The sequence below is a fragment of the Azospirillum mesophilum genome (genome assembly GCF_053470405.2).
Genome location: NZ_JBPXMQ020000007.1, coordinates 92,084 through 118,033 on the forward strand (window position 1 = coordinate 92,084; position 25,950 = coordinate 118,033).

The window sequence follows — 25,950 nt, forward strand, 5'->3', positions numbered from 1 at the left end:
CGACATGACCGCAGTGTTTCCAGACATTTGGCCGGCCCTGCCGGAGATCTTCCTCGCCTGTGCCGGCATGGCCCTGCTCATGATTGGCGTGTTCCGCGGCGATGGCTTCACGCGTCCTATCGGCTACATGGCGATGGTTGCCCTTCTCCTGGGCGCCATCCTGACCATGGGGTATGGCTCCGGGCGGGTGGTGACCTTCAACGGCCTGTTCGTGATGGACGCCTTCGGCGTCTTCATGAAGGTGCTGATCCTGGTTGCCGCTGCGCTTTCGGTGATGCTCTCGCTCAGCTTCAACGAGCGTGAGAAGATGGCGCGGTTCGAGTTCCCGGTGCTGATGGTCTTCTCCACGGTCGGCATGTTGATGATGGTGTCGGCCAACGACCTCATCTCGCTCTATGTCGGCCTGGAGACGCAGAGCCTCGCGCTCTACGTCATCGCCGCGTTCCGCCGTGACGACTCGAAGTCGTCGGAAGCCGGCCTGAAGTACTTCGTGCTCGGCGCCCTGTCCTCCGGCATGCTGCTGTACGGCGCGTCGCTGGTGTACGGCTTCGCCGGAACGACGGCATTCGACAAGATTGCGGCCCTGTTCGCCGGCGGTGCGCATCCGTCGACGGGGGTCGTCATCGGCCTCGTCTTCGTGGCAGCCGGCTTGGCCTTCAAGATTTCCGCCGTGCCGTTCCACATGTGGACGCCGGACGTCTACGAAGGCGCGCCGACGCCGGTCACGGCCTTCTTCGCCGCCGCGCCAAAGGTTGCCGCTGTCGCCCTGTTCACCCGCCTGTTGATCGAACCGTTCGGTCACTTGGCGCACCAGTGGCAGCAGATCATCATCGTCAGCTCGATCCTGTCGATGGCGCTCGGCTCCTTCGCCGCGATCACGCAGACCAACATCAAGCGCCTGATGGCTTACAGCTCCATCGGCCATGTCGGTTACGCGCTGGTCGGTCTGGCGGCCGGAACCCAGGAAGGCGTGCGCGGCGTGCTGATCTACATGGCGGTCTACATCGTCATGAACATTGGCACCTTCGCGGTCATCCTGTGCATGAAGCAGCAGGGCCGCATGCTGGAGGAGATCAAGGACCTCGCCGGCCTGTCGCGCACCAACCCGATGCTGGCGGGTGCCATGGCGGTGTTCATGTTCTCCATGGCCGGGATCCCGCCGATGGCCGGCTTCTTCAGCAAGCTCTATGTGTTCCTGGCCGCCATCGAGGCGCATCTCTACACGCTGGCCGTGATTGGCGTGCTGACGAGCGTTGTGGGCGCCTACTACTACCTGCGCATCATCAAGATCATGTACTTCGATGAGCCGGTGGAGGCGTTCGACAAGATCGGCGACGACGGGATGACCGGCATCCTTGTCGCGACCGGGCTGTTCACCCTGCTGTTCTTCGTGGTTCCGGCTCCGGTCCTGAACTACGCGGCGGCGGCGGCGGCGTCCCTGTTCGCCGGATGACGCAGCATCGCGAGCCGGAGGCGGCGCGCCTGCGCCTGCCTCCGGGCTTCCGGGTTGAGGCCTTCGACTCCGTCGGTTCCACGAACGACGAAGCGAAGGCCTTGGCGCGTTCGGGGGCTGCCGAAGGCACCATTGTCTGGGCCAAGCGCCAGGACGCGGGCCGAGGACGGCGCGGCCGGGCCTGGACTTCCCCGGAAGGGAACCTCTATACCTCCACCGTTTTGCGCCCCGGGCGTCCGCCCGCCGAGGCGGCGCAAATTTCCTTCGTCGCTGCGCTTGCCATAGCGGAAACCGCCACGGCGGTGTTGCCCGAGACGGCGGACGTGCGCTGCAAGTGGCCGAACGACGTGCTTGTGAATGGGCGCAAGCTGTCCGGTATTCTGCTCGAATCCGAAGCGTCCCGTGGCGTAGGGCTTGCCTGGCTTGTGTTGGGGGTCGGCATCAACCTGCGCCATTTTCCCGAATCGGTGGAGTTTGCCGCAACGTCTCTGGTTGCCGAAGGCGCCCCGAACACCCCGCCGGGAGCGCTGCTTGAGCTTTACGCCGAACAACTGGCGCGTTGGTATCGGACATGGGCGGAGCATGGCTTCGCGCCAATCCGATCCGCGTGGCTGGCTCGGGCGAAGGGACTTGGCGACCCGATCATCGTCCGGTTGGCCGATCATACGCTGACCGGTACCTTTGCCGATCTGGACAGCGACGGGGTTCTGTTGCTTGATCGGGACGACGGCGCGGGGCGGCAACGCATCGCCGCCGGCGATGTGTTCTTTCCTCCCTCGGCGGAGACCTGACATGCTGCTCGCCATCGACGCCGGCAACACCAACGTGGTGTTCGCGATCTATGAGGGCGACCATCAACGCGGCATCTGGCGGACCGCCACCGACCAGAAGCGCACGGCCGACGAGTACATGGTGTGGCTGACGCACCTGATGGCCCTGAAGGGCCTGCGTCCGGCCGACATCCATCGCGCGATCATCGCCAGCGTGGTGCCCGGCGCGACGTTCAACCTGAAGCGTCTGTGCAAGGACCATTTCGGCTGCGAGCCGCTGGTGGTCGGCCAGCCGGGCGTCGACCTCGGCACCAAGGCTTTGGTCGACAAGCCGGAGGAGGTCGGCGCCGACCGCCTCGTCAACACCGTCGCGGCCGCCGCCACCTACAAGACACCGCTGATCGTCATCGACTTCGGCACCGCGACGACCTTCGACGTCGTGGACAAGGACGGCAACTATCGCGGCGGTGTGATCGCGCCGGGGTTGAACCTGTCGCTGGAAGCGCTGCAGATGGCCGCCAGCAAGCTGCCCCGCGTGGAAATCCAGCAGCCTGGGCACGTCATCGGCAAGAACACCATCGAGTGCATGCAGTCCGGCATCTTCTGGGGCTATGTTGGTCTCATTGAAGGGCTGGTGGCGCGCATCCGGGCCGAGTATGGCGACCCGATGACGGTCGTCGCCACTGGCGGGCTGGGTGTGCTTTTCGCCAAGGCAACCCATGTCATCGAACACACCGACGGCGAGCTGACGCTTCGCGGTCTCCTCCTGATCCACCAGCGCAACACGGCCCAATGACCCAGACCGACCCCGCTCTGCCCACCCTCACGGATGCGGGGGGCGGAGAACCGTTCGCTCCCGAGAAGGACGCGCTCTACTTCCTGCCGCTTGGCGGGTCGGGCGAGATCGGCATGAACCTCAACCTCTACGGCCATGCCGGGAAGTGGTTGATGGTCGATCTCGGCATCTCCTTCGCCGACGACACGATGCCCGGCCTCGACGTGATTATGCCGGACCCGGCCTTCATTGCGGAGCGCAAGGAGGAACTGGTCGGACTGGTGCTGACGCACGCGCACGAGGATCATCTCGGCGCCGTTCAGTATCTGTGGCCTGAACTGCGCTGCCCGGTCTACTGCACGCCCTTCACCGCTGCGGTCCTGCGGGCGAAGCTGCATGAGCGTGGACTGTCGGGTGCGGTTCCCATCCAAGAGGTGCCGCTGGGCGGCACCGTGGAGATCGGTCCCTTCTCGGTCGAATATGTGGCGGTCACGCACTCCATTCCGGAGCCGAACGCGCTCGCCATCCGCACGCCGGTTGGCACGGTCCTTCACACCGGCGACTGGAAGCTCGACCCGGAGCCCATGATCGGGAGAACGGCGGACGAGGAGCGGTTGCGCACGATCGGCGATGACGGGGTGCTTGCCCTGGTCGGCGACAGCACCAACGCCATGGTTCCCGGAACCTCCGGGTCGGAGGCGGGCGTGCGGCAGGCGCTGAGCGACCTGATCGGCCAGCATCCGGGCGTGCGGATCGCGGTGAGCTGCTTCGCAACCAACGTCGCGCGGCTGCAGAGCATCGCACAGGCTGCCGCAGCGCATGACCGGCATGTGGCGCTGGTGGGCCGGTCGCTCTGGCGCATCAATGAGGCGGCGCGGTCCAACGGCTACATGAACGACGTGGCGCCTTTCCTGACGGAACATGACGCCGCCTATCTCCCGCGTGAAAAGCTGGTGCTGATCTGCACGGGCAGCCAGGGGGAGCCGCGGTCGGCGCTCGCCCGCATCGCCTCGGACGACCATCCGCAGGTGTCGCTCCAGCGGGGTGACGTGGTCGTCTTCTCCTCCCGCGAAATTCCTGGCAACGAGCGGGCCATCGGCCGCATGCAGAACCTGCTGGTGACGCAGGGAATCCAGGTCATCACCGCCGACGACGCGCCGGTCCATGTTTCGGGGCACCCCGCCCAGGACGAGCTTGTTCGCATGTACCAGTGGGTGCGCCCGAAGATCGCCGTGCCGGTCCATGGGGAGCAGCGTCACCAGCTGGAGCACGCCCGCCTTGCGGGCACGTGCCAGATTCCAGAAACGTTGATCCCGTCGAATGGCGAGCTGATCCGGCTCGGCCCCGATGGGCCGGCGCGGGTGGTGGCCAACGTGCGCTCCGGCCGCATGGCGCTGGATGGGAAGCGGCTGGTGCCGCTCGACACCGGGCTGATGCGGGCGCGGCACCGCATGGTGCACAACGGCGCGGCCGTTGCGACGCTGGTCATGAACGGCAAGGGCGAATTGGTGACGGCGCCGCAGATCGCGGTCATGGGGTTGATCGACGATTCAGGCGACCGGGACATTCTGCTGGATGTGGTCGACGCGGTGCGGGAGGCGGTGGCGGACCTGCCGAAGGCCGCCCGGCTGGACGACGAGCAGGTGCGCAACGCCGCGCGAATTGCCGTGCGCCGCTGCTTCAACGCGACGCACGGCAAGAAGCCGGTGACGGAGGTGCATCTGGTCCGTGTATAAGCGGTTCCGACTCTTTGCACGGAAGCCTGCACTTAAGGGGGAACCATGATCGGGAAGCTGAACCACGTCGCCATCGTCGTCCCGGATCTTCCGGCCGCCACTGCGCTCTACCGCGACACGCTTGGGGCCACGGTGTCGGAACCGGTGGACTTGCCGCCGCACGGCGTGACCGTCGTCTTCGTGACACTGCCGAACACCAAAATCGAGCTGCTGCACCCGTTCGGCGACAGGTCGCCCATCGCGGGCTTCCTGGAGAAGAACCCGTCCGGCGGCATCCACCACATCTGCTACGAGGTGGAGGACATCCTGGCCGCCCGCGACCGGCTGAAGGCGCAGGGCGCCCGCGTGCTGGGCGACGGCGAGCCGAAGATCGGCGCCCACGACAAGCCCGTGCTGTTCCTGCACCCCAAGGACTTCGTCGGCACGCTGGTCGAACTGGAGCAGGCGTAACCCCGAGTCGGGAGGATGCGATGGGCTGGGTGACCGGAATCTCCGTCTATGTCGTCGTCTGGTGGGTGGTGCTGTTCGCCGTGCTTCCCTGGGGCGTGCGTGCGCCGGAGACACCGGAGCCCGGCATGGCCGACAGCGCGCCAGTGCGCCCGCGCATCCTCCTGAAATTCGTCGTCACCACGCTGGTGGCGGCGGTGGTCTGGGCCGGCATCTATGCGGTGGTGGCGTCCGACCTGATTTCCTTCCGCGAGATGGCGAAGTCCATGTGAAGTCAGGATCGGAAGGCCGACGATCAAAGGCCGACCATCGGATGGACGCGGACCGTCGTCCGTGAGCCTAGCCTATCGCATCGCCCCGTTTGAACACACGCATCATCCAGCGGTCCCTCCTGGTCTGGACCGACGGGGCCGCCCTGAATCCACCCTGGATGGAAGCCATAGGGCGGAGGGCGGGATACGATGCTCAAGCTTTGGGCGAAACGGCGCCTATGCCGTAATCAATTGCCGTAAGACCGTGCGAGTATAATGAAATATTCGACGATGACTTGGTGTAATCCAATTTAGGTCTTGCCGCTCTGTAGCCAGAGGTTCAATGTTGTGTCTGGGACGAGAGGGGATGTTCCCTCTTATCTGACGCCTGGTGGCGATTCCTCCCTAACCTCGGGCCGCGCCGCGTTCGCCGCGCGGTCCTTTTTTCGCGCGGCGTCCGGTCCCAGCCGAGCGCGTCCGCGACCGAGCGATGTTTGTCATTCGATACAGAATGAGTTAACGCTTTACCGGCTAATGTTGCATCGCTTAACGATGGCCGTGGCTCGAAGGCCCGGTTTCGGTGGTCGAACGTGTCTTGGCGCTGCGCGTGGGGCGTGCTCCGGCGTTGGCGGCATGGGAGTGTGTCGAGGCGTCAATGGCCGCGAGTGAAAGCGAAAAGTTCGACCAGTTCGCGGCGGTTCTGCTGACCGAGTTGCTGGAACGCACCCGGAAAAGCATGGAATTGCTGACGCCGGACGAACAGCCCTGTTCCAAGTTGCCCTTCGCGCAGACGCCGGCCTTTCGCGACATCTACGCGGAATTGGTGCGGGTGGGCATTTTCCCCGTGGTGCTGAGCCGGCGCCCGGTGCGGGCCATCGTCGGCGACGTGGATTGGGCGCGCGAAGGGCGCGAGTATCTGCTGACGGTGCTGGACGACCGTTCCAACGCGATCTTCACCGCCTGGGACTACGCCTGGGACGCGCTGTGGGATGAGCGCAAGATCAGCGCCGATGGCGCCCACGGCTCCGCCGGACCCGCCAAGGAGAAGAAAAGCTTCTTCAGCGCGCTTTTCCGCCGCAAGAACGCGGAGAGGACGGAGCGCAAGGCGTCGGAAGGCGATGGCGGCGACGTCATGGCCGGCCTCTACACCATGCTGAACGAGTTGGCGGACAAGCGCGGGTACCTGCCGCTGTTCCACGACGACATCAAGGTGCTGAAGGGCCTGATCCGCGTGAAGCCGGCCCGGCTGCTTCAGGCCTGGAAGGAAATCACCCAGTACCATCACCAGGAGTTCTACCTGACCGGCCAGGATCAGGCGAAGCCGGGCGTCACCTCCGACTGCCTTCAAAAGTGGCACTACAATCTGCCCGACCGCATCGGGGAGTTCCTCGTGCTGAAGGCCGCGGTCGACATGGAATTCGTCAACAAGCCCTTCATCGGCAAATACATCCGGCAATCGGCGCGCACCCAGGAGGAGGCGGAGAAGGGCATGCCCTATCTGTCGATCTACTGGAAGCACATGCCGCAGCCCTCCGTGGCGCAGACCTGACCGTGCCATGGGGCGCCGTTCCGCAGCATTCCTGCTGATCGCGGTGGCGGTGCTGCCCCACGCCGCGGCCGCGCAGATCGACCTGTCAGCCTGCCGCTACCTGACCCGCCATCGCCCGGCGCCCGACGTGGAGTACACGCCGGGCGTGGACGTGCGGGGGAGGGCGGTCGCCCCGGCGGACCTGCCGGGCTCGGCAGGAAGCGCAACGCCGCCGGAGCGGTTCGACATCCCGATCACGCTGGACCTCGCGCGGCGCATGGGCATCCGCGTGCCGGGCGGCGGCCTGCCGGCCGGCACTGACGTCGGGACGCTGACAGTCCAGGGCGGACGGCTGTTCTTCAACGGGCAGCCGATCGGCGGTGCCGCCGAGGCGGACCTGTACGCCTACTGCCGCAGCGCGCGGTGAGGATGGACTTTCGCGCCCGTCCTTCCTAAAGTCGCTATCCCCAACCTTGGCACCCAACGTCGGGTCCCAATCTCCGGACCCGCGACGCCGGATCCGAACACAGCGAGATCGAGAGCAGAGCCATGCGGCTGTCCACCTTCTTCATGCCGACCCTCAAGGAGACCCCGACCGAGGCGCAGATCGTCTCGCACCGCCTGATGCTGCGGGCGGGCATGATCCGGCAGACGAGCGCCGGCATCTACGCCTGGCTGCCGCTCGGTCACCGCGTGCTGAAGAAGATCGAGCAGATCGTGCGCGAGGAGCAGGACGCCGCCGGCGCGCAGGAACTGCTGATGCCGACGATCCAGTCGGCGGAGCTGTGGAAGGAAAGCGGCCGCTACGACGACTACGGCAAGGAGATGCTGCGCATCACCGACCGTCACGAGCGCGAGATGCTGTTCGGCCCGACGAACGAGGAGATGATCACCGACATCTTCCGCGCCTTCGTCCGCAGCTACCGGCAGCTTCCGCTGAACCTCTACCACATCCAGTGGAAGTTCCGTGACGAGATCCGGCCGCGCTTCGGCGTGATGCGCGGGCGCGAATTCCTGATGAAGGACGCCTACAGCTTCGACATCGACCCGGCCAGCGCCAAGCGCTCCTACCAGAAGATGTTCCTGGCCTACCTGCGCACCTTCGCCCGCATGGGGCTGAAGGCCATTCCGATGCGCGCCGACACCGGCCCCATCGGCGGCGACCTCAGCCACGAGTTCATCATCCTGGCCGAAACGGGCGAGAGCGGCGTCTTCTGCCACAAGGATTGGCTGACCCTGGACGTGCTGCAGAACGCGCCGGGCTTCGACGAGGATCTCCAGCCCTTCTTCGACCAGTACACCTCGATCTACGCGGCCACCGACGAGAAGCACGAGCCCGGCAACTGCCCGGTTCCGGAAAGCGATCTGGTCTCCGCCCGCGGCATCGAGGTCGGTCACATCTTCAACTTCGGCACCAAATACTCCAAGCCGATGAACGCCGTCGTCGCCGGTCCGAACGGCGAGCCGGTTCCGGTCGAGATGGGTTCCTACGGCATCGGCGTGTCGCGCCTTATGGGCGCCATCATCGAGGCCAGCCACGACGACAACGGCATCATCTGGCCGGATTCGGTGGCGCCCTTCAACGTCGGCCTCGTGAACCTGAAGGTGGGCGACGCCGAGACGGACCGCGTGTGCCAGGAGCTGTACTACAAGCTGCGCGCCAACGGCCTGGACGTGCTGTACGACGACCGCGACGAGCGGCCGGGCGTCAAGTTCGCCGACATGGACCTGATCGGCCTGCCGTGGCAGCTCGTCGTCGGCCCGCGCGGCCTGAAGAGCGGCGTGGTCGAGCTGAAGCGCCGTGCCACCGGCGAGAAGCAGGAACTGTCCGTCGAAAGCGCGCTGGAGAAGCTGACGGCGTAAAGCCGCAGCGGCAGCGAAGGGGCATCGGGCAAGCCCGCCCTTTTCCTGCCACGGTTAAGCACTTATCTTGCGAGGCGGCGGACCGGTGTCCGCCGCCTTTCCTATTGCCGGGGCACCGCCGGCCCGAGGACATCCATGATCTTCTCCGCCTTCGAACGCATGGTCGCGATGCGCTATCTGCGGGCGCGTCGTCAGGAAGGGTTCATCTCCGTCATCGCCGGATTCTCGCTGCTGGGCATCGCGCTCGGCGTGGCCACGCTGATCATCGTGATGTCGGTGATGAACGGCTTCCGGGCGGAACTGCTGGGCCGCGTGCTCGGCCTGAACGGGCATCTCAACGTCTACAACGTGCGCGGCGGGCCGCTGCCGGACTACGACCCGCTGGCCCAGCGGCTGCGCGGCGTGCCGGGCGTCGTCAACGTGACGCCGACGGTGGAGGGGCAGGCGTTGGTTTCCGTACGCGGGGTGGCGTCGGGTGCCGTGGTGCGCGGCGTGCCGCCGGAGGATTTCCGCGTTCGCCCGACGCTCGCCCGCAACATCGTGCGCGGCACCGTGGACGCCTTCGGGGAGGACAACATCGCCATCGGCGCGCGCATGGCGCAACGCCTGGGCCTGTCGGTCGGCGACCAGATGACGCTGATCGCGCCGCAGGGCAACGTGACTGCCTTCGGCACGGTGCCGCGCATGCGCAGCTACACCATCGGCGCGATCTTCGACGTCGGCATGTTCGAGTACGACAACACCTTCATCTTCCTGCCGCTGCCGGAGGCGCAGGCCTTCTTCCGCACCGGGGAGGCGGTGACCTCGCTGGAGGTGTTCGTGTCGGACCCGACCCAGATCCGGGCCGCGCGCGACGCCATCCAGTCCGCCGTGGCCGGGGTGGGGCGCGTGGTGGACTGGCAGCAATCCAACGCCAGCTTCTTCACCGCGCTTCAGGTCGAGCGGAACGTGATGTTCCTGATCCTGTCGCTGATCATCATGGTGGCGGCCTTCAACATCATTTCCAGCCTGATCATGCTGGTGAAGGACAAGGGGCGCGACATCGCGATCCTGCGCACCATGGGCGCCACGCGCGGCATGATCATGCGCATCTTCTTCCTGTCCGGCGCGTCGGTCGGGGTGACGGGCACGGTGCTTGGGCTGATCCTGGGCGTCTCCTTCGCCTTGAACATCGAGTCGATCCGGCAGGCGATCCAGGGTCTGACGGGCACCAACCTGTTCTCCGCCGAGATCTATTTCCTGTCGCAACTGCCGGCGAAGATCGACTGGAGTGAGGTCACCCAGGTTGCCGTGATGGCTCTGGGCCTGTCCTTCGCCGCCACGGTCTATCCGTCCTGGCGGGCTGCCCGCCTCGATCCGGTGGAGGCCCTGCGCTATGAGTGAGCCGATGCTGGAACTGGCGGGAATCGTCCGCACCTTCGAACAGGCGGGGACGGAGTTGCAGGTGCTGCGCGGCGCGGAACTGACCGTGCGCGCCGGTGAGCTGGTCGCGCTGGTCGGCCCGTCGGGGGCCGGCAAGTCCACGCTGCTTCACATCGCCGGCCTGCTGGAACGCCCGACCGCCGGGACCGTGCGGGTCGCCGGGACGGACGTGTCGAAGCTGGACGACGGGAAGCGGACCGAGGTGCGGCGCCGCTCCATCGGTTTCGTCTACCAGTTCCACCACCTGCTGCCGGAGTTCTCCGCGCTGGAGAACATCGTGCTGCCGCAGATGATCAACGGCGTCGCCAAGCGCACCGCGAAGGAGCGCGCCATGGAGTTGCTGCGCATGGTCGGGCTGGAGCCGCGCGCCAGCCATCGCCCGGCCCGCCTGTCGGGCGGCGAGCAGCAGCGCGTCGCCATCGCCCGCGCCCTGTCCAACGCGCCGGGACTGCTGATCGCCGACGAGCCCACGGGCAACCTCGATCCGCACACGGCGGAAGGCGTGTTCGCCATGCTGACCGCCATCGTGCGGCAGGCGCGCGTCGGGGCGCTGATCGCCACCCACAATCTGGAGCTGGCCCAGCGCATGGACCGGGTGCTGGAGATGCGCGACGGCCTGCTGGTGGAGCACAGCACGGCACAAGCCTAAAAAATCCGGAGGAAGGGATCGGGATGGACCAGTCGATCATCGACCTGTACGACGAGTACACGCACAAGCCGCTGCCGCGCCGTCTGTTCCTGGAGCGGCTGGCCCTTCTGGTCGGCGGCGCCGCCGCCATCCCCGCCATCCTGGCGCAGATCGAGCCGAACTACGCGCTCGCCGCCCAGGTCCCCGCCGACGACACCCGGATCGCGACCGACCGCATCACCTTCCAGGGCGCCACCGGCGACGTCGGCGGCTATCTGGCGCGCCCGAAGGCCGTCGAGAAGGCTCCCGCCGTCGTCGTCGTCCACGAGAATCGCGGCCTGAACCCCTACATCGAGGATGTAACCCGGCGGCTTGCCGTGGAGGGCTTCGTGGCCATGGCGCCGGACCTGCTCTCGCCGCTCGGCGGAACGCCGCAGGACGCGGATCAGGCGCGCGAGATGATCGCGAAGCTCGACGCCGACAAGACGGTCAACAACCTCGTCGCAGCCATGAGCCACCTGATGGCCCACCGCTATTCGAACGCCAGGGTCGGAGCGCTGGGCTTCTGCTGGGGCGGCGGGATGGTCAACCGGCTGGCGATCAAAGCGCCGGACCTGAAGGCCGCGGTCGCCTTCTACGGGCCGACGCCCGACCCGGCGCTGGTCGGCTCCATCAAGGCGCCGCTGCTCCTGCATTACGCCGGCCTGGATCAGAACGTCAACGCCAAGGTCCCCGCCTATGAGGAGGCCCTGAAAAAGGCTGGCGTCGAGCATCAGGTCCTTGTGTATGAAGGTGTGAACCACGCCTTCCACAACGACACCTCGGCCGAGCGCTACAACAAGGACGCCGCCGATCTGGCCTGGGGTCGGTCGGTGGAGTTCTTCAAGGCGAAGCTGGCGTAAGGACGGCTATCGGGCGGGGGCCGGCTGGGGCAGTCTCAGCACGGCCACCGCCAGACCGCTGAAGACCAGCAGCGCGCCGACCATCTTGACGGGTGTGAACTCCTCGCCCAGCAGCAGCGCGCTGGAACTCATCCCGAAGATCGGCACCAGCAGCGAGAAGGGCGCCACGAGGCTGGCCGGGTGGTGGCGCAGAAGGAAGCCCCAGGCCGCGAATCCGAACAGCGTCGCGGCCCCGGCGATGTAGGCCAGCGCGGCGAGGCCCGGCACGGACAATGTGGTGAGGGCGTGCGCGATGCGCTCCGGCCCCTCCACCGCGAGGGAGAGCAGCAGCAGCGGCAGCGGCAGCACGAGGCTGACCCACAGCATCAGGCGGAACAGGTCCGGCGCCTTGGCCTGCTTCATCAGGATGTTCGACACGCCCCACGCAGCCGCAGCGGCGATCACCAGCGCCAGCCCGATCAGGGAGTTGCCGGCGGGCATCTCCGTCGCGATCAAGCCAATACCCGAAAAGGCGACAGCCATGCCCAGCAACTGCCGGGGACTCGGGCGATCGCCCAGCACGATGGCGGCGAACAGCGCGGTGAAAAAGGCCTGGCTCTGCAACACCAGGGAGGACAATCCGGCGGGCATGCCGATGTTGATGCCGACGAACAGCAGCGAGAACTGCACCGCCCCCAGGAAGATACCGATTCCCAGCACGAATCGCCACGGGACCGGCGGTCCCTTGCGCACCCCCAGGAACAGCAGCGGCGTGGCCGCCAGCGTGAAGCGCAGGACGCAGAACAGGATCGGCGGAAAGTCCTTCAGCCCGATCTTGATGGCGACGAAGTTGAAGCCCCAGATGGCGGCAACCGCGACGGCGAGGGCGATGTGGGAAGCGCGCATGGACGGAGGCTAGAGGCCCATGCCGCAACGGTCAACGTGCGGTCGACGCGGCGAGGCCGCGCCGCGCGCGGGTCAGCCCCCCGGCGTGCCGGATTGCGTGTGCAGGATACGGCATTCGTCCAGCGCGTTCAGCGCCCAGGAGGAGCCGCCCAGGCTCACGTCGCCGATCTTGCCGCCGGCCCCCTCGTTTTGCAGCGTGACGGCCTTGGACCGCATGAAGGGTTCGAACAGATCCTCGTACTTGGGAAGCTCGACGGGCACCACCACGCCGCCGTTCGGCAGCGGTTGAGCCTCCATCGCCACCTTGGCGCCGTCCGGGAAGATGGCGGTCAGGCGGCTCTCCCCGCCGGCCGGCTGGGCATGCTGGTCGGCGTTCACCAGCATGGCAGCCCCCTTGGCCGTGGCGCGGAAGGAGAGGGGGGACGACGAGTCCGTGCGCGTGGCGAAGCAATAGGCGGAGCCCGTCTTGGTCGCCGGATGCGCCCGCACGACCCAACCCTTGTTCTGCGCCACCACGCGCCCCGGCGCGTCGGACAGGCCGGAACTGGGCTGTAGGAAGTCGGTCGGCGCCTTATTGGCGACGGATGGCGGTGGGGAGGTGGTCTGACAGGCGGTCAGCAGGCCCACCGCCAGCACATGAACGGCGCGGCCGGAGCGGAGACGGCGCATCGGAACGGTCACCTCATCGCGTGGCTCTGCCCAATTCGATAGCACGAACGGCGCAGAACGGCGACTCCTCCCGGTGTCGCGGGTTCCCCATACCGCGAGGGCTTCGCTTGGTCTCTTGATTTTGATGCATCGGATGCGCGACCACTAGAAGGCTATTCCCATTCCGCCGGACCCGGTGCCCCACCCGATCATGCCCCACGCCGACTTCATCCACCTGCGCGTCCACTCCGCCTACTCCCTGTCCGAGGGCGCCATCAAGGTGAAGGAGCTGGTCAAGCTCTGCCAGAAGAAGGGGATGCCGGCGGTCGCGGTGACCGACACCGGCAACCTTTTCGGCGCGCTGGAGTTCGCGCTGGCGGCCGCCGACTCCGGCGTGCAGCCGATCATCGGCACCGTGCTGGGCATCACCCGAGTCGGCCCCGCCAACAGCAAGCCCGGCCTGCCGGGGAAAGGGGCGGCGGTCCCCGACCAGCTCGTCCTGCTCTGCCAGACAGAGGAGGGCTACCGGAACCTGATGAAGCTGGTGTCCAAGGCCTTTCTGGAGTCGGACCCGATGGCCGGCCCCCAGGTGACGCTGGACGCGCTGGAGGGGCATTCCGGCGGGCTGATCGCGCTGACCGGCGGTCCCGGCGGCTCGGTCGGTCGGCTGCTCGGCGAGGGGCAGAAGGACTTGGCGCTGGAGGTGCTGGAACGGCTGAAGCGGCTGTTCCCGGGCCGGCTCTATGTGGAGCTTCAGCGGCACAGCAATCATTTCGCCACGCTTGAGGACGCTGTCGAGCCGGCGCTGATCGACCTCGCCTACGCGCACGATCTGCCGCTGGTCGCCACCAACGACTGCTATTTCGCGACCGAGGACATGTACGAGGCGCACGACGCGCTGCTCTGCATCGCCGAGGGCGCCTACATCAGCCAGACCGAACGCCGCCGCCTGACCCCCGACCACCGCTTCAAGTCGGCCGAGGAGATGCGGGATCTGTTCAAGGACCTGCCGGAGGCGGTGGACAACACGGTCGCCATCGCCCGGCGCTGCTCCTTCCTGCTGAAGCCGATCAAGCCCATCCTGCCGCCCTTCCCCTGCGAGGGCGACCGCGACGAGTCGGAGGAACTGCGCGCCCAGTCCCGCGAGGGCTTGGAGATGCGCCTCGACACCGTCGTCTTCCGGCCGGACATGACGCCGGAACAGCGCGAGGAAACCCGCAAAACCTATTTCGAGCGGCTGGAGTTCGAGCTGGACGTCATCGTGAAGATGAAGTTTCCCGGCTACTTCCTGATCGTGTCGGACTTCATCAAATGGGCGAAGGCGCACGACATCCCCGTGGGGCCGGGCCGTGGTTCGGGTGCCGGCTCCGTCGTCGCCTGGGCGCTGACCATCACCGACCTCGACCCGCTGCGCTTCGGCCTGCTGTTCGAGCGCTTCCTGAACCCCGAACGCGTGTCGATGCCCGACTTCGACGTGGACTTCTGCCAGGACCGCCGCGAAGAGGTGATCCGCTACGTCCAGGACAAGTACGGCTACGACCGCGTCGCTCAGATCATCACCTTCGGTAAGCTCCAGGCGCGCGCCGTGCTGCGCGACGTCGGGCGCGTGCTGCAGATGCCCTACGGGCAGGTGGACAAGATCTGCAAGCTGGTGCCGAACAACCCGGCCAACCCGGTGACGCTCCAGCAGGCGCTGGACAGCGAGGAGATGCTGCGCCAAGCCCGCGATGGCGACGAGACGGTGGCGCGCCTCATCAACATCGCGCTGAAGCTGGAAGGCCTGTACCGCCATGCTTCGACCCACGCAGCCGGCGTGGTGATCGGCGACCGGCCGCTGCACGAACTGGTGCCGCTGTACCGAGACCCGCGCTCGGACATGCCGGTCACCCAGTTCAACATGAAGTACGTGGAGCAGGCCGGTCTGGTGAAGTTCGACTTCCTGGGCCTGAAGACGCTGACCGTGCTGAAGACGGCGGTGGACCTGATCGAGCCCAAGCCGGACCTGACCACCGTCACGCTGGACGACCCCAAGAGCTACGAGCTTCTGGGCCGCGCCGAATCGACCGGCGTGTTCCAGCTGGAAAGTTCGGGCATGCGCGACGTGCTGCGCCGCCTGAAGCCGAACCGGCTGGAGGACATCATCGCGCTCGTGTCGCTGTACCGGCCGGGTCCGATGGACAACATCCCCAAATACATCAAGGTGAAGAACGGGGAAGAGCCGGCCGACTACATGAACCCGACCCTGGAGCCGATCCTGAAGGAAACCTTCGGGATCATGATCTACCAGGAGCAGGTCATGCAGATCGCCCAGGTGCTGTCCGGCTACTCGCTGGGCGGCGCCGATCTTCTGCGCCGCGCCATGGGCAAGAAGATCAAGGAGGAGATGGACGCCCAGCGGAAGATCTTCTGCGACGGCGCCGCCGGCCGCGGCGTGGATCCCGACCAGGCCAGCATGATCTTCGATCAGGTCATGAAGTTCGCCGGCTACGGCTTCAACAAGTCGCACGCCGCCGCCTACGCGCTGGTCGCCTACCACACGGCCTATTTGAAGGCGAACCACCCGGTGGAGTTCATGGCGGCGTCCATGACGCTCGACCTCGGCAACACCGACAAGCTGAACGTCTTCCGGCAAGAGTTGTCGCGGCTCAAGATCAAACTGCTGACGCCGGACATCAACAAGTCTGACAGCATCTTCGGCGTGGAAACCCTTCCGGACGGCAGTAAGGCCGTGCGCTACGCCCTGGCCGCCGTCAAGGGCGTCGGCCTGCCGGCCATGAAGGCGGTGGTGGAGGAGCGGCGGAAGAACGGCCCCTACAAGAGCCTGTTCGACTTCGCCCGGCGCCTGGACCTGAAGACGATCAACAAACGCCAGCTCGAAAACCTGACCTGCGCCGGCGCCTTCGACGAGATCAACCCCAACCGCGCCCAGGTGCACGCCGCGCTGGAAACGCTGATCCGCTACGCCCAGGCCGAAACGGCGGAGCGCGAGAGCGGCATCGGCAACCTGTTCGGCGGCGGTGGCGGCGGTCTGAAGGAGCCCGACCTCCCCAAGGTCAAGGATTGGGAGCCGCTGGAGAAGCTGAAGCACGAGTTCGGCGCCATCGGCTTCTACCTGTCCGCCCACCCGCTGGACGCCTTCTCCGGCCCGCTGGGGCGCATGAAGGTGGTCAAGTCGGCGGAACTGGCCCAGGCCATGTCGCGCGGCGGCTCTACCCGGTACAAGATGGCCGGCATCGTCGTCAGCCGGAAGGAGAAGACCGCGAAATCCGGCAACCGCTTCGCCTTCGTGGAGCTGTCCGACGCCAGCGGCGGCTACGAGGTGACCTGCTTCTCGGAAGTGCTGGCCGGCAACCGCGAGCTTCTGGAGGCCGGGCGCCCGGTCATGATGACCGTGGACGCCCAGATGAACGGCGAGGAAATCCGCCTGACCTGCCAGGAGGTGAAGCCGCTGGAAGAGGCGGTCGCCCAGGTTTCCGACGGCCTCAAGCTGGTGGTGCGCGACGACAAGCCGGTGGAAAGCATCCGGGGCATGCTGGACCGGCTGGGCCGAGGCAAGGGCAAGATTCACTTGCTGGTCGAGATCGACCCGCTGAAGGAGGTGGAAATCCAGCTCCCCGGCGCCTTCAACATCACCAGCCAGAGCCGCGCCGCCCTGAAGGCCGTGCCGGGCGTGGTGGAGGTGGTGGAACTGTAGGGTTCAGGCGGCGGACTGCGTGCGGTAGGTCTGGTCGCCTCGCCCCTCCAGGAGGCCCGCGACGGAGATGTCCTCGTCCAACTCATCCCAATGCAGCCCACGCCCGGTCACGCTGATCCGGTAGCCCTGGCGCTGCTCGGGGGAAGCGTTGAGCAGCCGAGGGAACCAAGCGAGAGGGACGCCGATCGTCCGGCCGTCCTGCAGGTTCACCCACATGGTGTGGTCGTCGAAGTGAAGCGATTCAGCCGAAGTGCTCATGCCATGCCCTTTCGATGTCCGCCCTGTGCTGTTCCACCACCCGCATCAAGTCCGCCAAGGTCCTTCGGTCGAAGCCCGCGCTTTCGGCCACGCGCACGTCGGGGTACAGCCAGAACTTCGCCTCGGCGCCTTGTCGGTCGGCGTGAATATGGATTGGCTCTCGCGGGTTCCCCTCGTTCGAATAGAAGAAGAACCTGATTCCCTGCCAACGAAAAACGACCGGCATCGGGCCTTCTCCTTCAACGTGGCAACGAAGGATACCACAGGCCGGGCATGATGGGTGACGTGCATCCCGATCACCCCGCCGTCCCGGATCGAATCACCCGAATCCGATCCAGCCCCGACTCCGGGACCCACACCTCTCCGGGCCGCCCCAGCAATTGCCGGACATCCGCGTTGTCGGCGCTGTTGGGAAAGGATGTAAACCGCTCCGCCCCAGGGTCGAAACGCAGGACGGCGTTGGAGCCCCAATCACTGACCCAGACCATGTCCTGGTCGTCCACATAGACCGCGTAAGCCGACGGGTTCCGGCCGGGCAGGGGCCAGGTCTTCCACTGGTTGCTGGAGGGCGTGTAGCGGCTGAGCTGCCCGACGTTCCATTCGCTGACCCACAGGTTGCCCTTGGAGTCGGACCAGATGCGCCGGGCACCTTGCTCCCTGGTCGGCGGCTCGATGACGGTGGCCTCGGCCGTGGCCGGATCGATGCGGGCGATGTGGTTGCCGGCCAGGGAGGCGTAATAGACGCTCCCGTCCGGAGTCGCCGTGATTCCGTAGGGGCCGGTGCCGCGCGGCGCCTTGCGCACCAGCATGTCCCTGGTCCTGGGATCGAAACGGCCGTAAATTCCGCTCTGTCCGGTGAACCACAGCACGCCCGCACGGTCGAACGCGGCGGTGTTCAGGTTGGTGTTGCCGGTGCCCTCCGGCAGTTTCCAGACATCGACCTTTTCCGTTTTTGGGTCGAAGCGGACGATGGCGTTCTGCCCGCCGTCGGTGATCCAGGCGGCGCCGTCCGGCCCCGCGACGACCCCATGTGGCCGTGAGCCCTTCCCCAGCGGCACCTGCCGGACCTTGCCGCTGGCCGGGTCGAGGATGCCCAAGGCGCCCTGCGCCTGTGCCGTGTACCAGACCATTCCGTCCGGTGCAGGAGCGACGTCGTGCGGGTGAGCGCCCCGCGGCACCTCGTAGGTCCGCCCCTCCGGCGACGCGCCGGCCCCGAGGGCGGTGCCGATGAACAGGACCATGGCGGCGAGCGCGATGCGAAGAGTCGGCATGGACACCTCCTCAAGCCGGATGTTGAAGACAGATGGCGTGTTTGGTGACCGGAACCAACGCCGGCGGCGCAGCGGGGAACACCAGCGACGCAGCCAACTCGGCCAGCGGCGCAGCCAACTCGGTACGTAACCCGCCAACCCTGTTGCCAAAGCGGTTTCGCCGGGCTATGTAAGCGCCGTCGTCAAAACCTCACGCGGGCTGGCGGACCCTCGGCTTTACCCCGAAGGCCCGATCCGGTGTCTTGTCACAGGGACAATGCCCGCGGCGGAGCAACCGGAAAAGGAAGTTTTCCAAATGGCTATCCCGTCCTTCACGATGCGCCAGCTGCTCGAAGCCGGCGTCCACTTCGGCCACCACACCCGCCGTTGGAACCCGAAGATGTCCCAGTACATCTTCGGCGTGCGCAACGGCGTGCACATCATCGACCTGGAGCAGACCGTCCCGGCCCTGCACCGCGCCCTTCAGGCCGTCCGTGACGTCGTCGCCGGCGGCGGCCGCGTCCTGTTCGTCGGCACCAAGCGCCAGGCCCAGGAGAAGGTCGCCGAGGCGGCTTCGAAGTGCGGCCAGTACTACGTGAACCACCGCTGGCTCGGCGGCATGCTGACCAACTGGAAGACCATCTCCCAGTCGATCAAGCGCCTGCGCGAGATGGAAGAGCGTCTGGCCGGCGACACCTCGGGCCTGACCAAGCGCGAAATCCTGGAGCTGACCCGCGAGCGCGACAAGCTGGAGCGTGCGCTGGGCGGCATCAAGGAGATGGGCGGTCTGCCGGACGTCCTCTTCATCATCGACACCAACAAGGAGTCGATCGCGGTCAAGGAAGCCAACAAGCTGGGCATCCCGGTCATCGCGGTGATCGACAGCAACTCCGATCCGGACGGCGTCGCTTTCCCGATCCCGGGCAACGACGACGCGCTCCGCGCCATCGACCTGTACTGCGAGCTGGTGAACGGCGCCGTGCTTGACGGCCTGCAGGCCGAGATGAGCGCCGCCGGCATCGACGTCGGCGCCCGCGAGGACGCCCCGGCCGAGCAGCTGCCGGAAGAGGAAGGGGCCGAGGCCGAGCAAGCCCAGGCCTGATCCCGGTGACACGGGGCAGCCGGGCCTTACGACCTATGGCCCGGCTGCCTTTTTTATGAGTTGTTTGCGTCAACCCGATCCGCTTGGATCCGTTCGGAAGGAAGAGGGCGAAACCATGGCCGAGATTACCGCCGCGCTCGTCAAGGAACTGCGCGAGAAGACCGGCGCGGGCATGATGGACTGCAAGAAGGCGCTGGCCGAGACCCAGGGCGACCTTGAGGGCGCCGTTGACTGGCTGCGCAAGAAGGGCCTCGCCGCCGCCGCCAAGAAGTCGGGCCGCGTCGCCGCCGAGGGTCTGGTCGCCGTCGCCACCGCCGGCACCGCCGGTGCCGTCGTCGAGGTGAACGCCGAGACCGACTTCGTCGCGCGCAACGACAAGTTCCAGGCTTTCTCCCTGAAGGCCGCCGAACTGGCGCTGACTGGCGCCGGCGATGCCGAGGGCCTGAAGGCGACCGCCTACCCGGGCGCTGGCCGTTCGGTCCAGGAAGAGCTGACCAACCTGATCGCCACCATTGGCGAGAACATGAACATCCGCCGTTCGACCAAGCTGTCGGTCCCGGCGGGCGTCGTCGTGTCCTACGTCCACTCGGCCATCGCGCCGGGCCTCGGCAAGATCGGCGTGCTGGTCGCCCTGGAGTCGACCGGCGACGCCGCCAAGCTGAACGAGCTGGGCAAGCAGATCGCGATGCACATCGCCGCCGCCCGCCCGGACGCCCTGGACATCGCCGACGTCGACACCTCCGCGCTGGAGCGTGAGCGCAACGTGCTCGCCGAGCAGGCCCGCGCCTCCGGCAAGCCGGAGAACATCGTCGAGAAGATGCTCGAAGGCCGCATCCGCAAGTACTACGAGGAAGTGGTGCTGCTGGAGCAGACCTACGTCATCGACGGCGAGACCAAGGTCCGCAAGGTGGTCGAGAACGCCGCCAAGGACATCGGCGCCCCGGTGAAGGTGACCGGCTTCGTCCGCTACGCGCTGGGCGAGGGCATCGAGAAGGCGGAGAGCGATTTCGCCGCCGAAGTCGCTGCCGCCGCGGGCCAGAAGTAAGGACCGTCAGGGCCGCCGCTTCACTCTTCACACCAACAACCGGGAGACAGTCCCCCATGGCCGCAACCTCCGGGACCACCGTGCCGGCTGAAGCCGTCCGCTTCAAACGAGTCCTTCTCAAGGTATCGGGCGAAGCGTTGATGGGTCAGCGCGACTACGGCCTCGATCCGGAGGTGGTCAACCGCGTCGCCAACGAGGTGAAGGCGGTGATCGAGCTTGGTGTCCAGGTCAGCCTGGTCATCGGCGGGGGAAACATCTTCCGGGGTGTGAAGGGTGCCGCGGGCGGCATGGAACGGGCCTCGGCCGACTACGTCGGGATGCTCGCCACCGTGATGAACGCGCTCTCCATGCAGAGCGCGCTGGAGCGGATGGGCGTGACGACCCGCGTGCAGTCGGCCATCCCCATGTCCTCGGTCTGCGAGCCTTACATTCGCCGCCGTGCCATCCGGCACATGGAGAAGGGCCGCGTGGTGATCTTCGCCGCCGGCACCGGCAACCCGTTCTTCACCACCGATACCGCCGCAGCACTCCGCGCGTCGGAGATGGGCTGCGATGCGCTGCTCAAGGGCACGCAGGTCGACGGCGTCTACACCGCCGACCCCAAGAAGGTGAAGGACGCGAGCCGGTACGAACGTCTTACCTACCTTGATGTCCTGGCGAAGGACCTTCAGGTGATGGACGCCTCCGCAATCTCCTTGGCGCGCGAGAACCACATCCCCATACTCGTCTTCTCGATCCACACGCCGGGCGCCTTCGCCGAGGTGATGCAGGGTCGGGGCAAATTTACGATCATAACAGAAGAAACGGAGTAAGCCCGTGGCTGCGCCCGACGCATCGGATCTCAAGCGCCGCATGGAAGGAGCGCTTGAGGCGTTTCGTAAGGAGTTGAGCGGTCTGCGCACCGGCCGCGCCTCCGCCAGCCTGCTTGAGCCCGTGACCGTTGAGGCCTACGGCAGCAAGATGCACCTCAAGGAGGTCGGCACCGTCAGCGTGCCGGAGCCGCGCCTGATCACCGTGACTGTCTGGGACCGTGGCATGGTCAAGGCGACGGAGAAGGCCATTCGCGATTCGGGTCTCGGCCTGAACCCGCAGACGGAAGGCCAGACCATCCGCGTGCCGCTGCCCGACCTGACCCAGGAGCGTCGCAAGGAACTCGCCAAGGTCGCCCACAAGTACGCCGAGCAGGCCCGCGTCGCCGTGCGCAACATCCGCCGCGACGGCATGGACGGCCTGAAGAAGGCGGAAAAGGCCAGCGAGATCACCCAGGACGAGCACAAGGAACAGGCGGACAAGGTGCAGGCCCTCACCGATCAGCACATCAAGCTGATCGACGATGCGCTTGCGCAAAAAGAAAAGGACATCATGCAGGTCTGACGGCATGCGCGACGCGGAAGACAGCCGCCCCCTGCGCCCGCCCGCGCACGTGGCCGTGATCATGGACGGCAACGGGCGCTGGGCGAAGGCCAGGGGCTTGCCGCGCACCGCCGGCCACAAAAAGGGCGTGGATGCGGTTCGCCGTACGGTCGAGGCCGCCGGCGACCTGGGGATCGGCTATCTGACGATCTTCAGCTTCTCCTCCGAGAACTGGCGCCGGCCGGAGGAGGAGGTGTCGGATCTGATGCAACTCCTGCGCTTCTACCTGCGCAGCGAGATCGCGGTCCTGCACAAGAACGGCGTGCGGCTGCGGGTGATCGGCGACCGGGCGCGGCTGTCGGCGGACATCGTCCGGCTGATCGAGGATGCCGAAAACCTCACGCGGGACAACCGCAAGCTGACGCTGGTGGTCGCGCTCAGCTACGGTTCCCGGCAGGAGATCACGCTCGCCGCCCGTCGCTTGGCGGAAGAGGTCCAGGCCGGGCGGCTCGACCCGAAGGACATCGACGAGGAGGCGGTCTCCGGCCGCCTGTTTACGGCCGACATTCCCGACCCCGACCTGATCATCCGCACCAGCGGCGAGAAGCGCATCAGCAACTTCCTGCTCTGGCAGGCGGCTTACGCCGAGCTGGTCTTCGTGGACACGCTCTGGCCCGACTTCACCAAGCGTGATCTGGAGGCGGCGATTGAAGAGTTCCACCGACGGGAGCGTCGCTTCGGCGCCACCGCCAGCTCCCGCTAAGACCGGGGATCTCAAGACGCGCGTCCTGTCGGCGCTCGTCATGGCGCCCCTCGTGCTGGCCGCCGTCTGGATGGGCGGCTGGGTCTTCCGCGCGCTGATCGCGCTGGGGGCCGTTCTCGCCATCACGGAATGGGTCAACCTCGTGCCGAGCGACCGCAAAAGGCCGGCTCTGGCGCTGTCCGTGGCCGGCGTTCTGCTGGCCATGGCGGCGCAGATCCTGGCCGGACCGGCGGCGGCCATGCTCGTTGCCGTTGCCGCCGCGGTCGCGATCGCCGTGATCGGCGGCGGTAAGGAGCGGTGGCTCCTCGGGCTCGGCGTGGTCTATGTGGCGGCGGGCATCATCGGGCTGATGTGGCTGCGCGATCTGCCGAACGCTGGCCTTTCCCTGTTCCTCTTCACCATGCTGGCGGTGTGGGCGACCGACGTGGGGGCCTATGCCGCCGGGCGCACCATCGGCGGGCCGAAACTGGCCCCGCGAATCAGCCCTAAGAAGACCTGGGCCGGTCTGATCGGTGGAATGGTCAGCTCCGCCCTCGTCGGCTGGGGCGTGGCCGCGGCCTTCGCCGCGCAACGGCCGGCGCTGGCCCTGCTGGTCGGCGGGCTGCTGGCCGTGGTGGGGCAGGCGGGCGACCTGTTCGAATCAGCCGTCAAGCGCCGCTTCGACGTCAAGGACAGCGGCCATCTCATTCCGGGGCATGGCGGCATCCTCGACCGCATCGACGGGCTGCTGGTCGCCGCCCCGGTGCTGGCACTTTTCCACGCGACCCTTGGGATGGCGAAGTCATGGTGGTGACGGGTAATGCCTCGGCGGATGCGCCGCGCCGCGTGACGATCCTCGGTTCGACCGGTTCCGTCGGCACGCAGACCATCGACCTCGTCGCGCGCGATCCGGAGCGTTTTCCCGTCGAGGCGCTCACAGCCAACCGCAACGTTGCCCTGCTGGCCGAGCAGGCCCGCCGCCTCAAACCCCGGCTTGCCGTCGTTGCCGATCCCGCCGGTTACGCGGACCTGAAGGATGCGCTGTCCGGCACCGGCGTGGAGGTTGCTGCCGGCGCGGAGGCCGTGGCCGAGGCCGCGAACCGCCCGTCCGACTGGGTCATGGCCGCCATCGTCGGCGCCGCCGGGCTGGAACCGACTCTCGCCGCCGTGCGCCGCGGGGCCTGTGTTGCCTTCGCGAACAAGGAGGTGCTGGTCTGCGCCGGCGCCCTGATGATGGAGGAGGTGGGGCGCCACGGCGCCACGCTGCTGCCGGTGGACAGCGAGCATTCGGCCATCTACCAGGTCTTCGACTTCGACCGGGTGGAGAGCATCCAGCGCCTTATTCTCACCGCGTCCGGCGGCCCCTTCCGCACCAAGGATCGCGCTTTCATGGCGGCGGCGACGCGGGAGCAGGCGGTGGCGCACCCGACCTGGGACATGGGCGCCAAGATCTCGGTCGACAGCGCCACCATGATGAACAAGGGTCTGGAGCTGATCGAGGCCCACTTCCTCTTCGGCGTTCCGGAGGAGAGGATCGACATCCTGGTCCATCCTCAATCGGTCATCCATTCCCTGGTCGAGTATGTGGACGGGTCGGTTCTGGCGCAGTTGGGCACCCCGGACATGCGCACGCCCATCGCCTATGCGCTCGGCTGGCCGGCGCGCATCCCGACCCCGGCGGAGCGACTCGACCTCGTCAAGGCGGCGACCCTGACCTTCGAGGCGCCGGATCCCGAGCGATTCCCGGCCCTGCGGCTTGCCCGGGCCGCCTTGCAAAGCGGTGGGGGCGCTCCTACTATTCTCAGTGCCGCCAATGAAGTGGCCGTGCAGGCGTTTCTCGACCGCCGAATCGGCTTCCTCGACATCGAAACGATCGTCGAGGGTACGTTGGAGACGCTGCCGCATCGTCCGCTCCGCGATCTTGCCGAGGTGCGGGAGACGGACGCCGAGGCACGCCGCGTGGCGACGGACCGGGTGGCGGCGCTGGGCCGCTGATCCCGGCATGAGACAGGTCGAGCTGCAAAGGGTGTGATGGGCGTTATGGGCGGATTCGGGACCACGCTGCTGTCTTTCCTGCTGGTCCTAACCGTGCTCGTGTTTGTGCACGAACTCGGCCATTATCTCGTGGCGCGCCGCAACGGCGTGCGGATCGAGGTCTTCTCCATCGGTTTCGGGCCGGAGCTGTTCGGCTGGACCGACCGCACCGGCACCCGCTGGAAGTTCAGCGCCATCCCGCTCGGCGGCTACGTGAAGATGTTTGGGGACGCCGACCCGGCCAGCACGCCGGGCGCCCACACGCAGCACATGACGCCGGAAGAGAAGGCCGTCTCCTTCCATCACAAGCGGCTCGGTCAGCGGGCCGCCATCGTCGCGGCCGGGCCCATCGCCAATTTCGTTTTCGCCATCGTCGTGCTGACGGTGCTGTTCGCCACGGCCGGCCAGTCCTTCACGCCGCCGGACGTCGGCGGGGTGCAGCCGGGCAGCGCGGCGGAGCGGGCCGGGCTGCGGCCGGGTGACGTGATCGTCTCCATCAACGGCAGCGGGATCCAGCGTTTCGAGGAAATCCGCCAGATCGTCTCCATCCAACCGGGCGAGCCCCTGCAGATGACGGTGCAGCGGGACGGCCGTACGGAGACGCTGACCGCCACGCCCGATGTTAAGGAAGTCACCGACCGATTCGGCAACACGCACCGCATCGGCCAACTCGGCATCATGCGCGCGGGGGCGGAAAACAAGCGCCACGACCCGCTGACCGCCTTCTGGCAGGCGACGCGCGAGGTCACCGGCATGGTCACGGGCACCTTCACCGCGCTCGGCCAGATGATCGAGGGATCGCGCGGGACGGAGGAACTGGGCGGACCGTTGCGGATCGCCCAGATGTCAGGCGAGGTGGCGCAGAGCGGCTGGTACCCGCTGGTCTGGTTCATGACCTTCCTGTCGGTCAATCTGGGCCTGATCAACCTGTTCCCGGTCCCGCTGCTGGACGGCGGCCATCTGCTGTTCTACGCCTTCGAAGGTGTGCGCGGACGCCCGCTCGGACCTAGAGCGCAAGAATACGGTTTCCGCATCGGTCTCGCTTTGGTATTAACGCTCATGGTTTTCGCCACGTGGAACGATCTCGTTCAGCTTCGCGTGGTGGAATTCTTTCGGGGGCTGATTTCCTAACGATCGCCCCCAAAGCCAGGGAGCGTGCTTTGC

At 66.8% G+C, this 25,950-nt stretch carries 26 protein-coding genes; 21 read left to right on the forward strand and 5 right to left on the reverse strand.

The features are described 5' to 3' along the window. Nucleotides 1-4: 4 nt before the first annotated feature. The 12 genes from nuoN (at nucleotide 5) to ACSVC7_RS10040 (ending at nucleotide 11,775) form a co-directional block, all read left to right on the forward strand. Nucleotides 5-1,453 carry an NADH-quinone oxidoreductase subunit NuoN gene (gene nuoN, locus ACSVC7_RS09985; RefSeq protein WP_448202948.1) on the forward strand — a complete coding sequence of 483 codons (1,449 nt, stop codon included), beginning with the start codon at nucleotides 5-7 and terminating at the stop codon, nucleotides 1,451-1,453. Then, nucleotides 1,450-2,244 carry a biotin--[acetyl-CoA-carboxylase] ligase gene (locus ACSVC7_RS09990; RefSeq protein ID WP_448202947.1) on the forward strand — a complete coding sequence of 265 codons (795 nt, stop codon included), beginning with the start codon at nucleotides 1,450-1,452 and terminating at the stop codon, nucleotides 2,242-2,244. Before nuoN ends, ACSVC7_RS09990 begins: the two co-directional genes overlap by 4 nt. A 1-nt stretch (nucleotide 2,245) precedes the next feature. Next, nucleotides 2,246-3,019, forward strand: a complete 774-nt coding sequence (locus ACSVC7_RS09995) for a type III pantothenate kinase (RefSeq protein ID WP_448202946.1) — start codon at nucleotides 2,246-2,248, stop codon at nucleotides 3,017-3,019. Next, the gene (locus tag ACSVC7_RS10000) at nucleotides 3,016-4,734 is read left to right on the forward strand and encodes a ribonuclease J (protein WP_448202945.1); all 1,719 of its coding nucleotides are present in this window, start codon (nucleotides 3,016-3,018) and stop codon (nucleotides 4,732-4,734) included. The genes ACSVC7_RS09995 and ACSVC7_RS10000 overlap by 4 nt, the downstream gene beginning before the upstream one ends. 45 nt (nucleotides 4,735-4,779) lie before the next feature. Beyond that, nucleotides 4,780-5,184, forward strand: a complete 405-nt coding sequence (gene mce, locus ACSVC7_RS10005; RefSeq protein ID WP_448202944.1) for a methylmalonyl-CoA epimerase — start codon at nucleotides 4,780-4,782, stop codon at nucleotides 5,182-5,184. A 20-nt stretch (nucleotides 5,185-5,204) separates the two neighbouring features. Then, entirely contained in the window at nucleotides 5,205-5,453 is a 249-nt protein-coding gene (locus tag ACSVC7_RS10010) for a DUF1467 family protein (protein ID WP_448202943.1), read from the forward strand. A 634-nt stretch (nucleotides 5,454-6,087) separates the two neighbouring features. Beyond that, complete coding sequence (locus ACSVC7_RS10015) at nucleotides 6,088-6,981, forward strand: hypothetical protein (RefSeq protein ID WP_448202942.1); 894 nt, start codon at nucleotides 6,088-6,090, stop codon at nucleotides 6,979-6,981. Between the two features lie 7 nt (nucleotides 6,982-6,988). Beyond that, a complete protein-coding gene (locus ACSVC7_RS10020) occupies nucleotides 6,989-7,387 on the forward strand; it encodes a hypothetical protein (RefSeq protein ID WP_448202941.1) in 399 nt (132 codons plus the stop codon). A 122-nt stretch (nucleotides 7,388-7,509) separates the two neighbouring features. Further along, on the forward strand, nucleotides 7,510-8,823 hold the full coding sequence (gene proS / locus ACSVC7_RS10025; RefSeq protein ID WP_448202940.1) for a proline--tRNA ligase: 1,314 nt from the start codon (nucleotides 7,510-7,512) through the stop codon (nucleotides 8,821-8,823). 135 nt (nucleotides 8,824-8,958) lie between these two features. Then, the gene (locus ACSVC7_RS10030; protein WP_448202939.1) at nucleotides 8,959-10,206 is read left to right on the forward strand and encodes a lipoprotein-releasing ABC transporter permease subunit; all 1,248 of its coding nucleotides are present in this window, start codon (nucleotides 8,959-8,961) and stop codon (nucleotides 10,204-10,206) included. Then, nucleotides 10,199-10,894, forward strand: coding sequence for an ABC transporter ATP-binding protein (locus ACSVC7_RS10035; RefSeq protein WP_448202938.1), 696 nt, complete (start codon nucleotides 10,199-10,201; stop codon nucleotides 10,892-10,894). The genes ACSVC7_RS10030 and ACSVC7_RS10035 overlap by 8 nt, the downstream gene beginning before the upstream one ends. Nucleotides 10,895-10,917: 23 nt before the next feature. Then, the gene (locus ACSVC7_RS10040; protein WP_448202937.1) at nucleotides 10,918-11,775 is read left to right on the forward strand and encodes a dienelactone hydrolase family protein; all 858 of its coding nucleotides are present in this window, start codon (nucleotides 10,918-10,920) and stop codon (nucleotides 11,773-11,775) included. Nucleotides 11,776-11,781: 6 nt separating this feature from the next. Here ACSVC7_RS10040 and ACSVC7_RS10045 read toward each other — a convergent pair whose 3' ends face one another. Then, the gene (locus ACSVC7_RS10045; protein WP_448202936.1) at nucleotides 11,782-12,660 is read right to left on the reverse strand and encodes an EamA family transporter; all 879 of its coding nucleotides are present in this window, start codon (nucleotides 12,658-12,660) and stop codon (nucleotides 11,782-11,784) included. A gap of 72 nt (nucleotides 12,661-12,732) precedes the next feature. Then, nucleotides 12,733-13,329: a hypothetical protein gene (locus ACSVC7_RS10050; protein WP_448202935.1), complete on the reverse strand. Its 597-nt coding sequence runs from the start codon at nucleotides 13,327-13,329 to the stop codon at nucleotides 12,733-12,735. 190 nt (nucleotides 13,330-13,519) lie between these two features. Between ACSVC7_RS10050 and dnaE the strand changes: the two genes are divergently transcribed. Then, nucleotides 13,520-17,002, forward strand: a complete 3,483-nt coding sequence (gene dnaE / locus ACSVC7_RS10055) for a DNA polymerase III subunit alpha (RefSeq protein WP_448202934.1) — start codon at nucleotides 13,520-13,522, stop codon at nucleotides 17,000-17,002. Nucleotides 17,003-17,005: 3 nt separating this feature from the next. Here the strand turns inward: dnaE and ACSVC7_RS10060 are convergent, their stop codons facing one another. The 3 genes from ACSVC7_RS10060 to ACSVC7_RS10070 form a co-directional block, all read right to left on the reverse strand. Further along, nucleotides 17,006-17,260 (reverse strand): DUF2442 domain-containing protein, encoded by a 255-nt coding sequence (locus ACSVC7_RS10060; RefSeq protein ID WP_448202933.1) that lies wholly within the window; start codon nucleotides 17,258-17,260, stop codon nucleotides 17,006-17,008. Continuing rightward, nucleotides 17,244-17,486 (reverse strand): DUF4160 domain-containing protein, encoded by a 243-nt coding sequence (locus ACSVC7_RS10065; RefSeq protein ID WP_448202932.1) that lies wholly within the window; start codon nucleotides 17,484-17,486, stop codon nucleotides 17,244-17,246. Before ACSVC7_RS10065 ends, ACSVC7_RS10060 begins: the two co-directional genes overlap by 17 nt. A 70-nt stretch (nucleotides 17,487-17,556) precedes the next feature. After that, nucleotides 17,557-18,531: a Vgb family protein gene (locus ACSVC7_RS10070; RefSeq protein ID WP_448202931.1), complete on the reverse strand. Its 975-nt coding sequence runs from the start codon at nucleotides 18,529-18,531 to the stop codon at nucleotides 17,557-17,559. 295 nt (nucleotides 18,532-18,826) lie between these two features. Between ACSVC7_RS10070 and rpsB the strand changes: the two genes are divergently transcribed. The 8 genes from rpsB (at nucleotide 18,827) to rseP (ending at nucleotide 25,917) form a co-directional block, all read left to right on the forward strand. Continuing rightward, complete coding sequence (gene rpsB, locus ACSVC7_RS10075) at nucleotides 18,827-19,612, forward strand: 30S ribosomal protein S2 (protein ID WP_448202930.1); 786 nt, start codon at nucleotides 18,827-18,829, stop codon at nucleotides 19,610-19,612. Between the two features lie 115 nt (nucleotides 19,613-19,727). After that, nucleotides 19,728-20,657, forward strand: a complete 930-nt coding sequence (gene tsf / locus ACSVC7_RS10080; RefSeq protein ID WP_448202929.1) for a translation elongation factor Ts — start codon at nucleotides 19,728-19,730, stop codon at nucleotides 20,655-20,657. Nucleotides 20,658-20,713: 56 nt separating this feature from the next. Further along, a complete protein-coding gene (pyrH, locus tag ACSVC7_RS10085) occupies nucleotides 20,714-21,469 on the forward strand; it encodes a UMP kinase (protein WP_448202928.1) in 756 nt (251 codons plus the stop codon). 40 nt (nucleotides 21,470-21,509) lie between these two features. Then, the gene (frr, locus tag ACSVC7_RS10090; protein WP_448203171.1) at nucleotides 21,510-22,031 is read left to right on the forward strand and encodes a ribosome recycling factor; all 522 of its coding nucleotides are present in this window, start codon (nucleotides 21,510-21,512) and stop codon (nucleotides 22,029-22,031) included. A 4-nt stretch (nucleotides 22,032-22,035) separates the two neighbouring features. Beyond that, on the forward strand, nucleotides 22,036-22,773 hold the full coding sequence (locus ACSVC7_RS10095; RefSeq protein ID WP_448202927.1) for an isoprenyl transferase: 738 nt from the start codon (nucleotides 22,036-22,038) through the stop codon (nucleotides 22,771-22,773). Then, nucleotides 22,700-23,566, forward strand: coding sequence for a phosphatidate cytidylyltransferase (locus ACSVC7_RS10100; RefSeq protein ID WP_448202926.1), 867 nt, complete (start codon nucleotides 22,700-22,702; stop codon nucleotides 23,564-23,566). The genes ACSVC7_RS10095 and ACSVC7_RS10100 overlap by 74 nt, the downstream gene beginning before the upstream one ends. Continuing rightward, complete coding sequence (locus ACSVC7_RS10105) at nucleotides 23,557-24,747, forward strand: 1-deoxy-D-xylulose-5-phosphate reductoisomerase (RefSeq protein ID WP_448202925.1); 1,191 nt, start codon at nucleotides 23,557-23,559, stop codon at nucleotides 24,745-24,747. Before ACSVC7_RS10100 ends, ACSVC7_RS10105 begins: the two co-directional genes overlap by 10 nt. A 36-nt stretch (nucleotides 24,748-24,783) precedes the next feature. Continuing rightward, the gene (gene rseP, locus ACSVC7_RS10110) at nucleotides 24,784-25,917 is read left to right on the forward strand and encodes an RIP metalloprotease RseP (RefSeq protein WP_448202924.1); all 1,134 of its coding nucleotides are present in this window, start codon (nucleotides 24,784-24,786) and stop codon (nucleotides 25,915-25,917) included. Nucleotides 25,918-25,950 lie beyond the last annotated feature (33 nt).

Bases quoted from the DNA above. Each gene is read 5' to 3' on its own strand.
- nuoN (WP_448202948.1), top strand. From the start codon at position 5: ATGACCGCAGTGTTTCCAGACATTTGGCCGGCCCTGCCGGAGATCTTC.
- ACSVC7_RS09990 (WP_448202947.1), top strand. From the start codon at position 1,450: ATGACGCAGCATCGCGAGCCGGAGGCGGCGCGCCTGCGCCTGCCTCCG.
- ACSVC7_RS09995 (WP_448202946.1), top strand. From the start codon at position 2,246: ATGCTGCTCGCCATCGACGCCGGCAACACCAACGTGGTGTTCGCGATC.
- ACSVC7_RS10000 (WP_448202945.1), top strand. From the start codon at position 3,016: ATGACCCAGACCGACCCCGCTCTGCCCACCCTCACGGATGCGGGGGGC.
- mce (WP_448202944.1), top strand. From the start codon at position 4,780: ATGATCGGGAAGCTGAACCACGTCGCCATCGTCGTCCCGGATCTTCCG.
- ACSVC7_RS10010 (WP_448202943.1), top strand. From the start codon at position 5,205: ATGGGCTGGGTGACCGGAATCTCCGTCTATGTCGTCGTCTGGTGGGTG.
- ACSVC7_RS10015 (WP_448202942.1), top strand. From the start codon at position 6,088: ATGGCCGCGAGTGAAAGCGAAAAGTTCGACCAGTTCGCGGCGGTTCTG.
- ACSVC7_RS10020 (WP_448202941.1), top strand. From the start codon at position 6,989: ATGGGGCGCCGTTCCGCAGCATTCCTGCTGATCGCGGTGGCGGTGCTG.
- proS (WP_448202940.1), top strand. From the start codon at position 7,510: ATGCGGCTGTCCACCTTCTTCATGCCGACCCTCAAGGAGACCCCGACC.
- ACSVC7_RS10030 (WP_448202939.1), top strand. From the start codon at position 8,959: ATGATCTTCTCCGCCTTCGAACGCATGGTCGCGATGCGCTATCTGCGG.
- ACSVC7_RS10035 (WP_448202938.1), top strand. From the start codon at position 10,199: ATGAGTGAGCCGATGCTGGAACTGGCGGGAATCGTCCGCACCTTCGAA.
- ACSVC7_RS10040 (WP_448202937.1), top strand. From the start codon at position 10,918: ATGGACCAGTCGATCATCGACCTGTACGACGAGTACACGCACAAGCCG.
- ACSVC7_RS10045 (WP_448202936.1), bottom strand. From the start codon at position 12,660: ATGCGCGCTTCCCACATCGCCCTCGCCGTCGCGGTTGCCGCCATCTGG.
- ACSVC7_RS10050 (WP_448202935.1), bottom strand. From the start codon at position 13,329: ATGCGCCGTCTCCGCTCCGGCCGCGCCGTTCATGTGCTGGCGGTGGGC.
- dnaE (WP_448202934.1), top strand. From the start codon at position 13,520: ATGCCCCACGCCGACTTCATCCACCTGCGCGTCCACTCCGCCTACTCC.
- ACSVC7_RS10060 (WP_448202933.1), bottom strand. From the start codon at position 17,260: ATGAGCACTTCGGCTGAATCGCTTCACTTCGACGACCACACCATGTGG.
- ACSVC7_RS10065 (WP_448202932.1), bottom strand. From the start codon at position 17,486: ATGCCGGTCGTTTTTCGTTGGCAGGGAATCAGGTTCTTCTTCTATTCG.
- ACSVC7_RS10070 (WP_448202931.1), bottom strand. From the start codon at position 18,531: ATGCCGACTCTTCGCATCGCGCTCGCCGCCATGGTCCTGTTCATCGGC.
- rpsB (WP_448202930.1), top strand. From the start codon at position 18,827: ATGGCTATCCCGTCCTTCACGATGCGCCAGCTGCTCGAAGCCGGCGTC.
- tsf (WP_448202929.1), top strand. From the start codon at position 19,728: ATGGCCGAGATTACCGCCGCGCTCGTCAAGGAACTGCGCGAGAAGACC.
- pyrH (WP_448202928.1), top strand. From the start codon at position 20,714: ATGGCCGCAACCTCCGGGACCACCGTGCCGGCTGAAGCCGTCCGCTTC.
- frr (WP_448203171.1), top strand. From the start codon at position 21,510: ATGGAAGGAGCGCTTGAGGCGTTTCGTAAGGAGTTGAGCGGTCTGCGC.
- ACSVC7_RS10095 (WP_448202927.1), top strand. From the start codon at position 22,036: ATGCGCGACGCGGAAGACAGCCGCCCCCTGCGCCCGCCCGCGCACGTG.
- ACSVC7_RS10105 (WP_448202925.1), top strand. From the start codon at position 23,557: ATGGTGGTGACGGGTAATGCCTCGGCGGATGCGCCGCGCCGCGTGACG.
- rseP (WP_448202924.1), top strand. From the start codon at position 24,784: ATGGGCGTTATGGGCGGATTCGGGACCACGCTGCTGTCTTTCCTGCTG.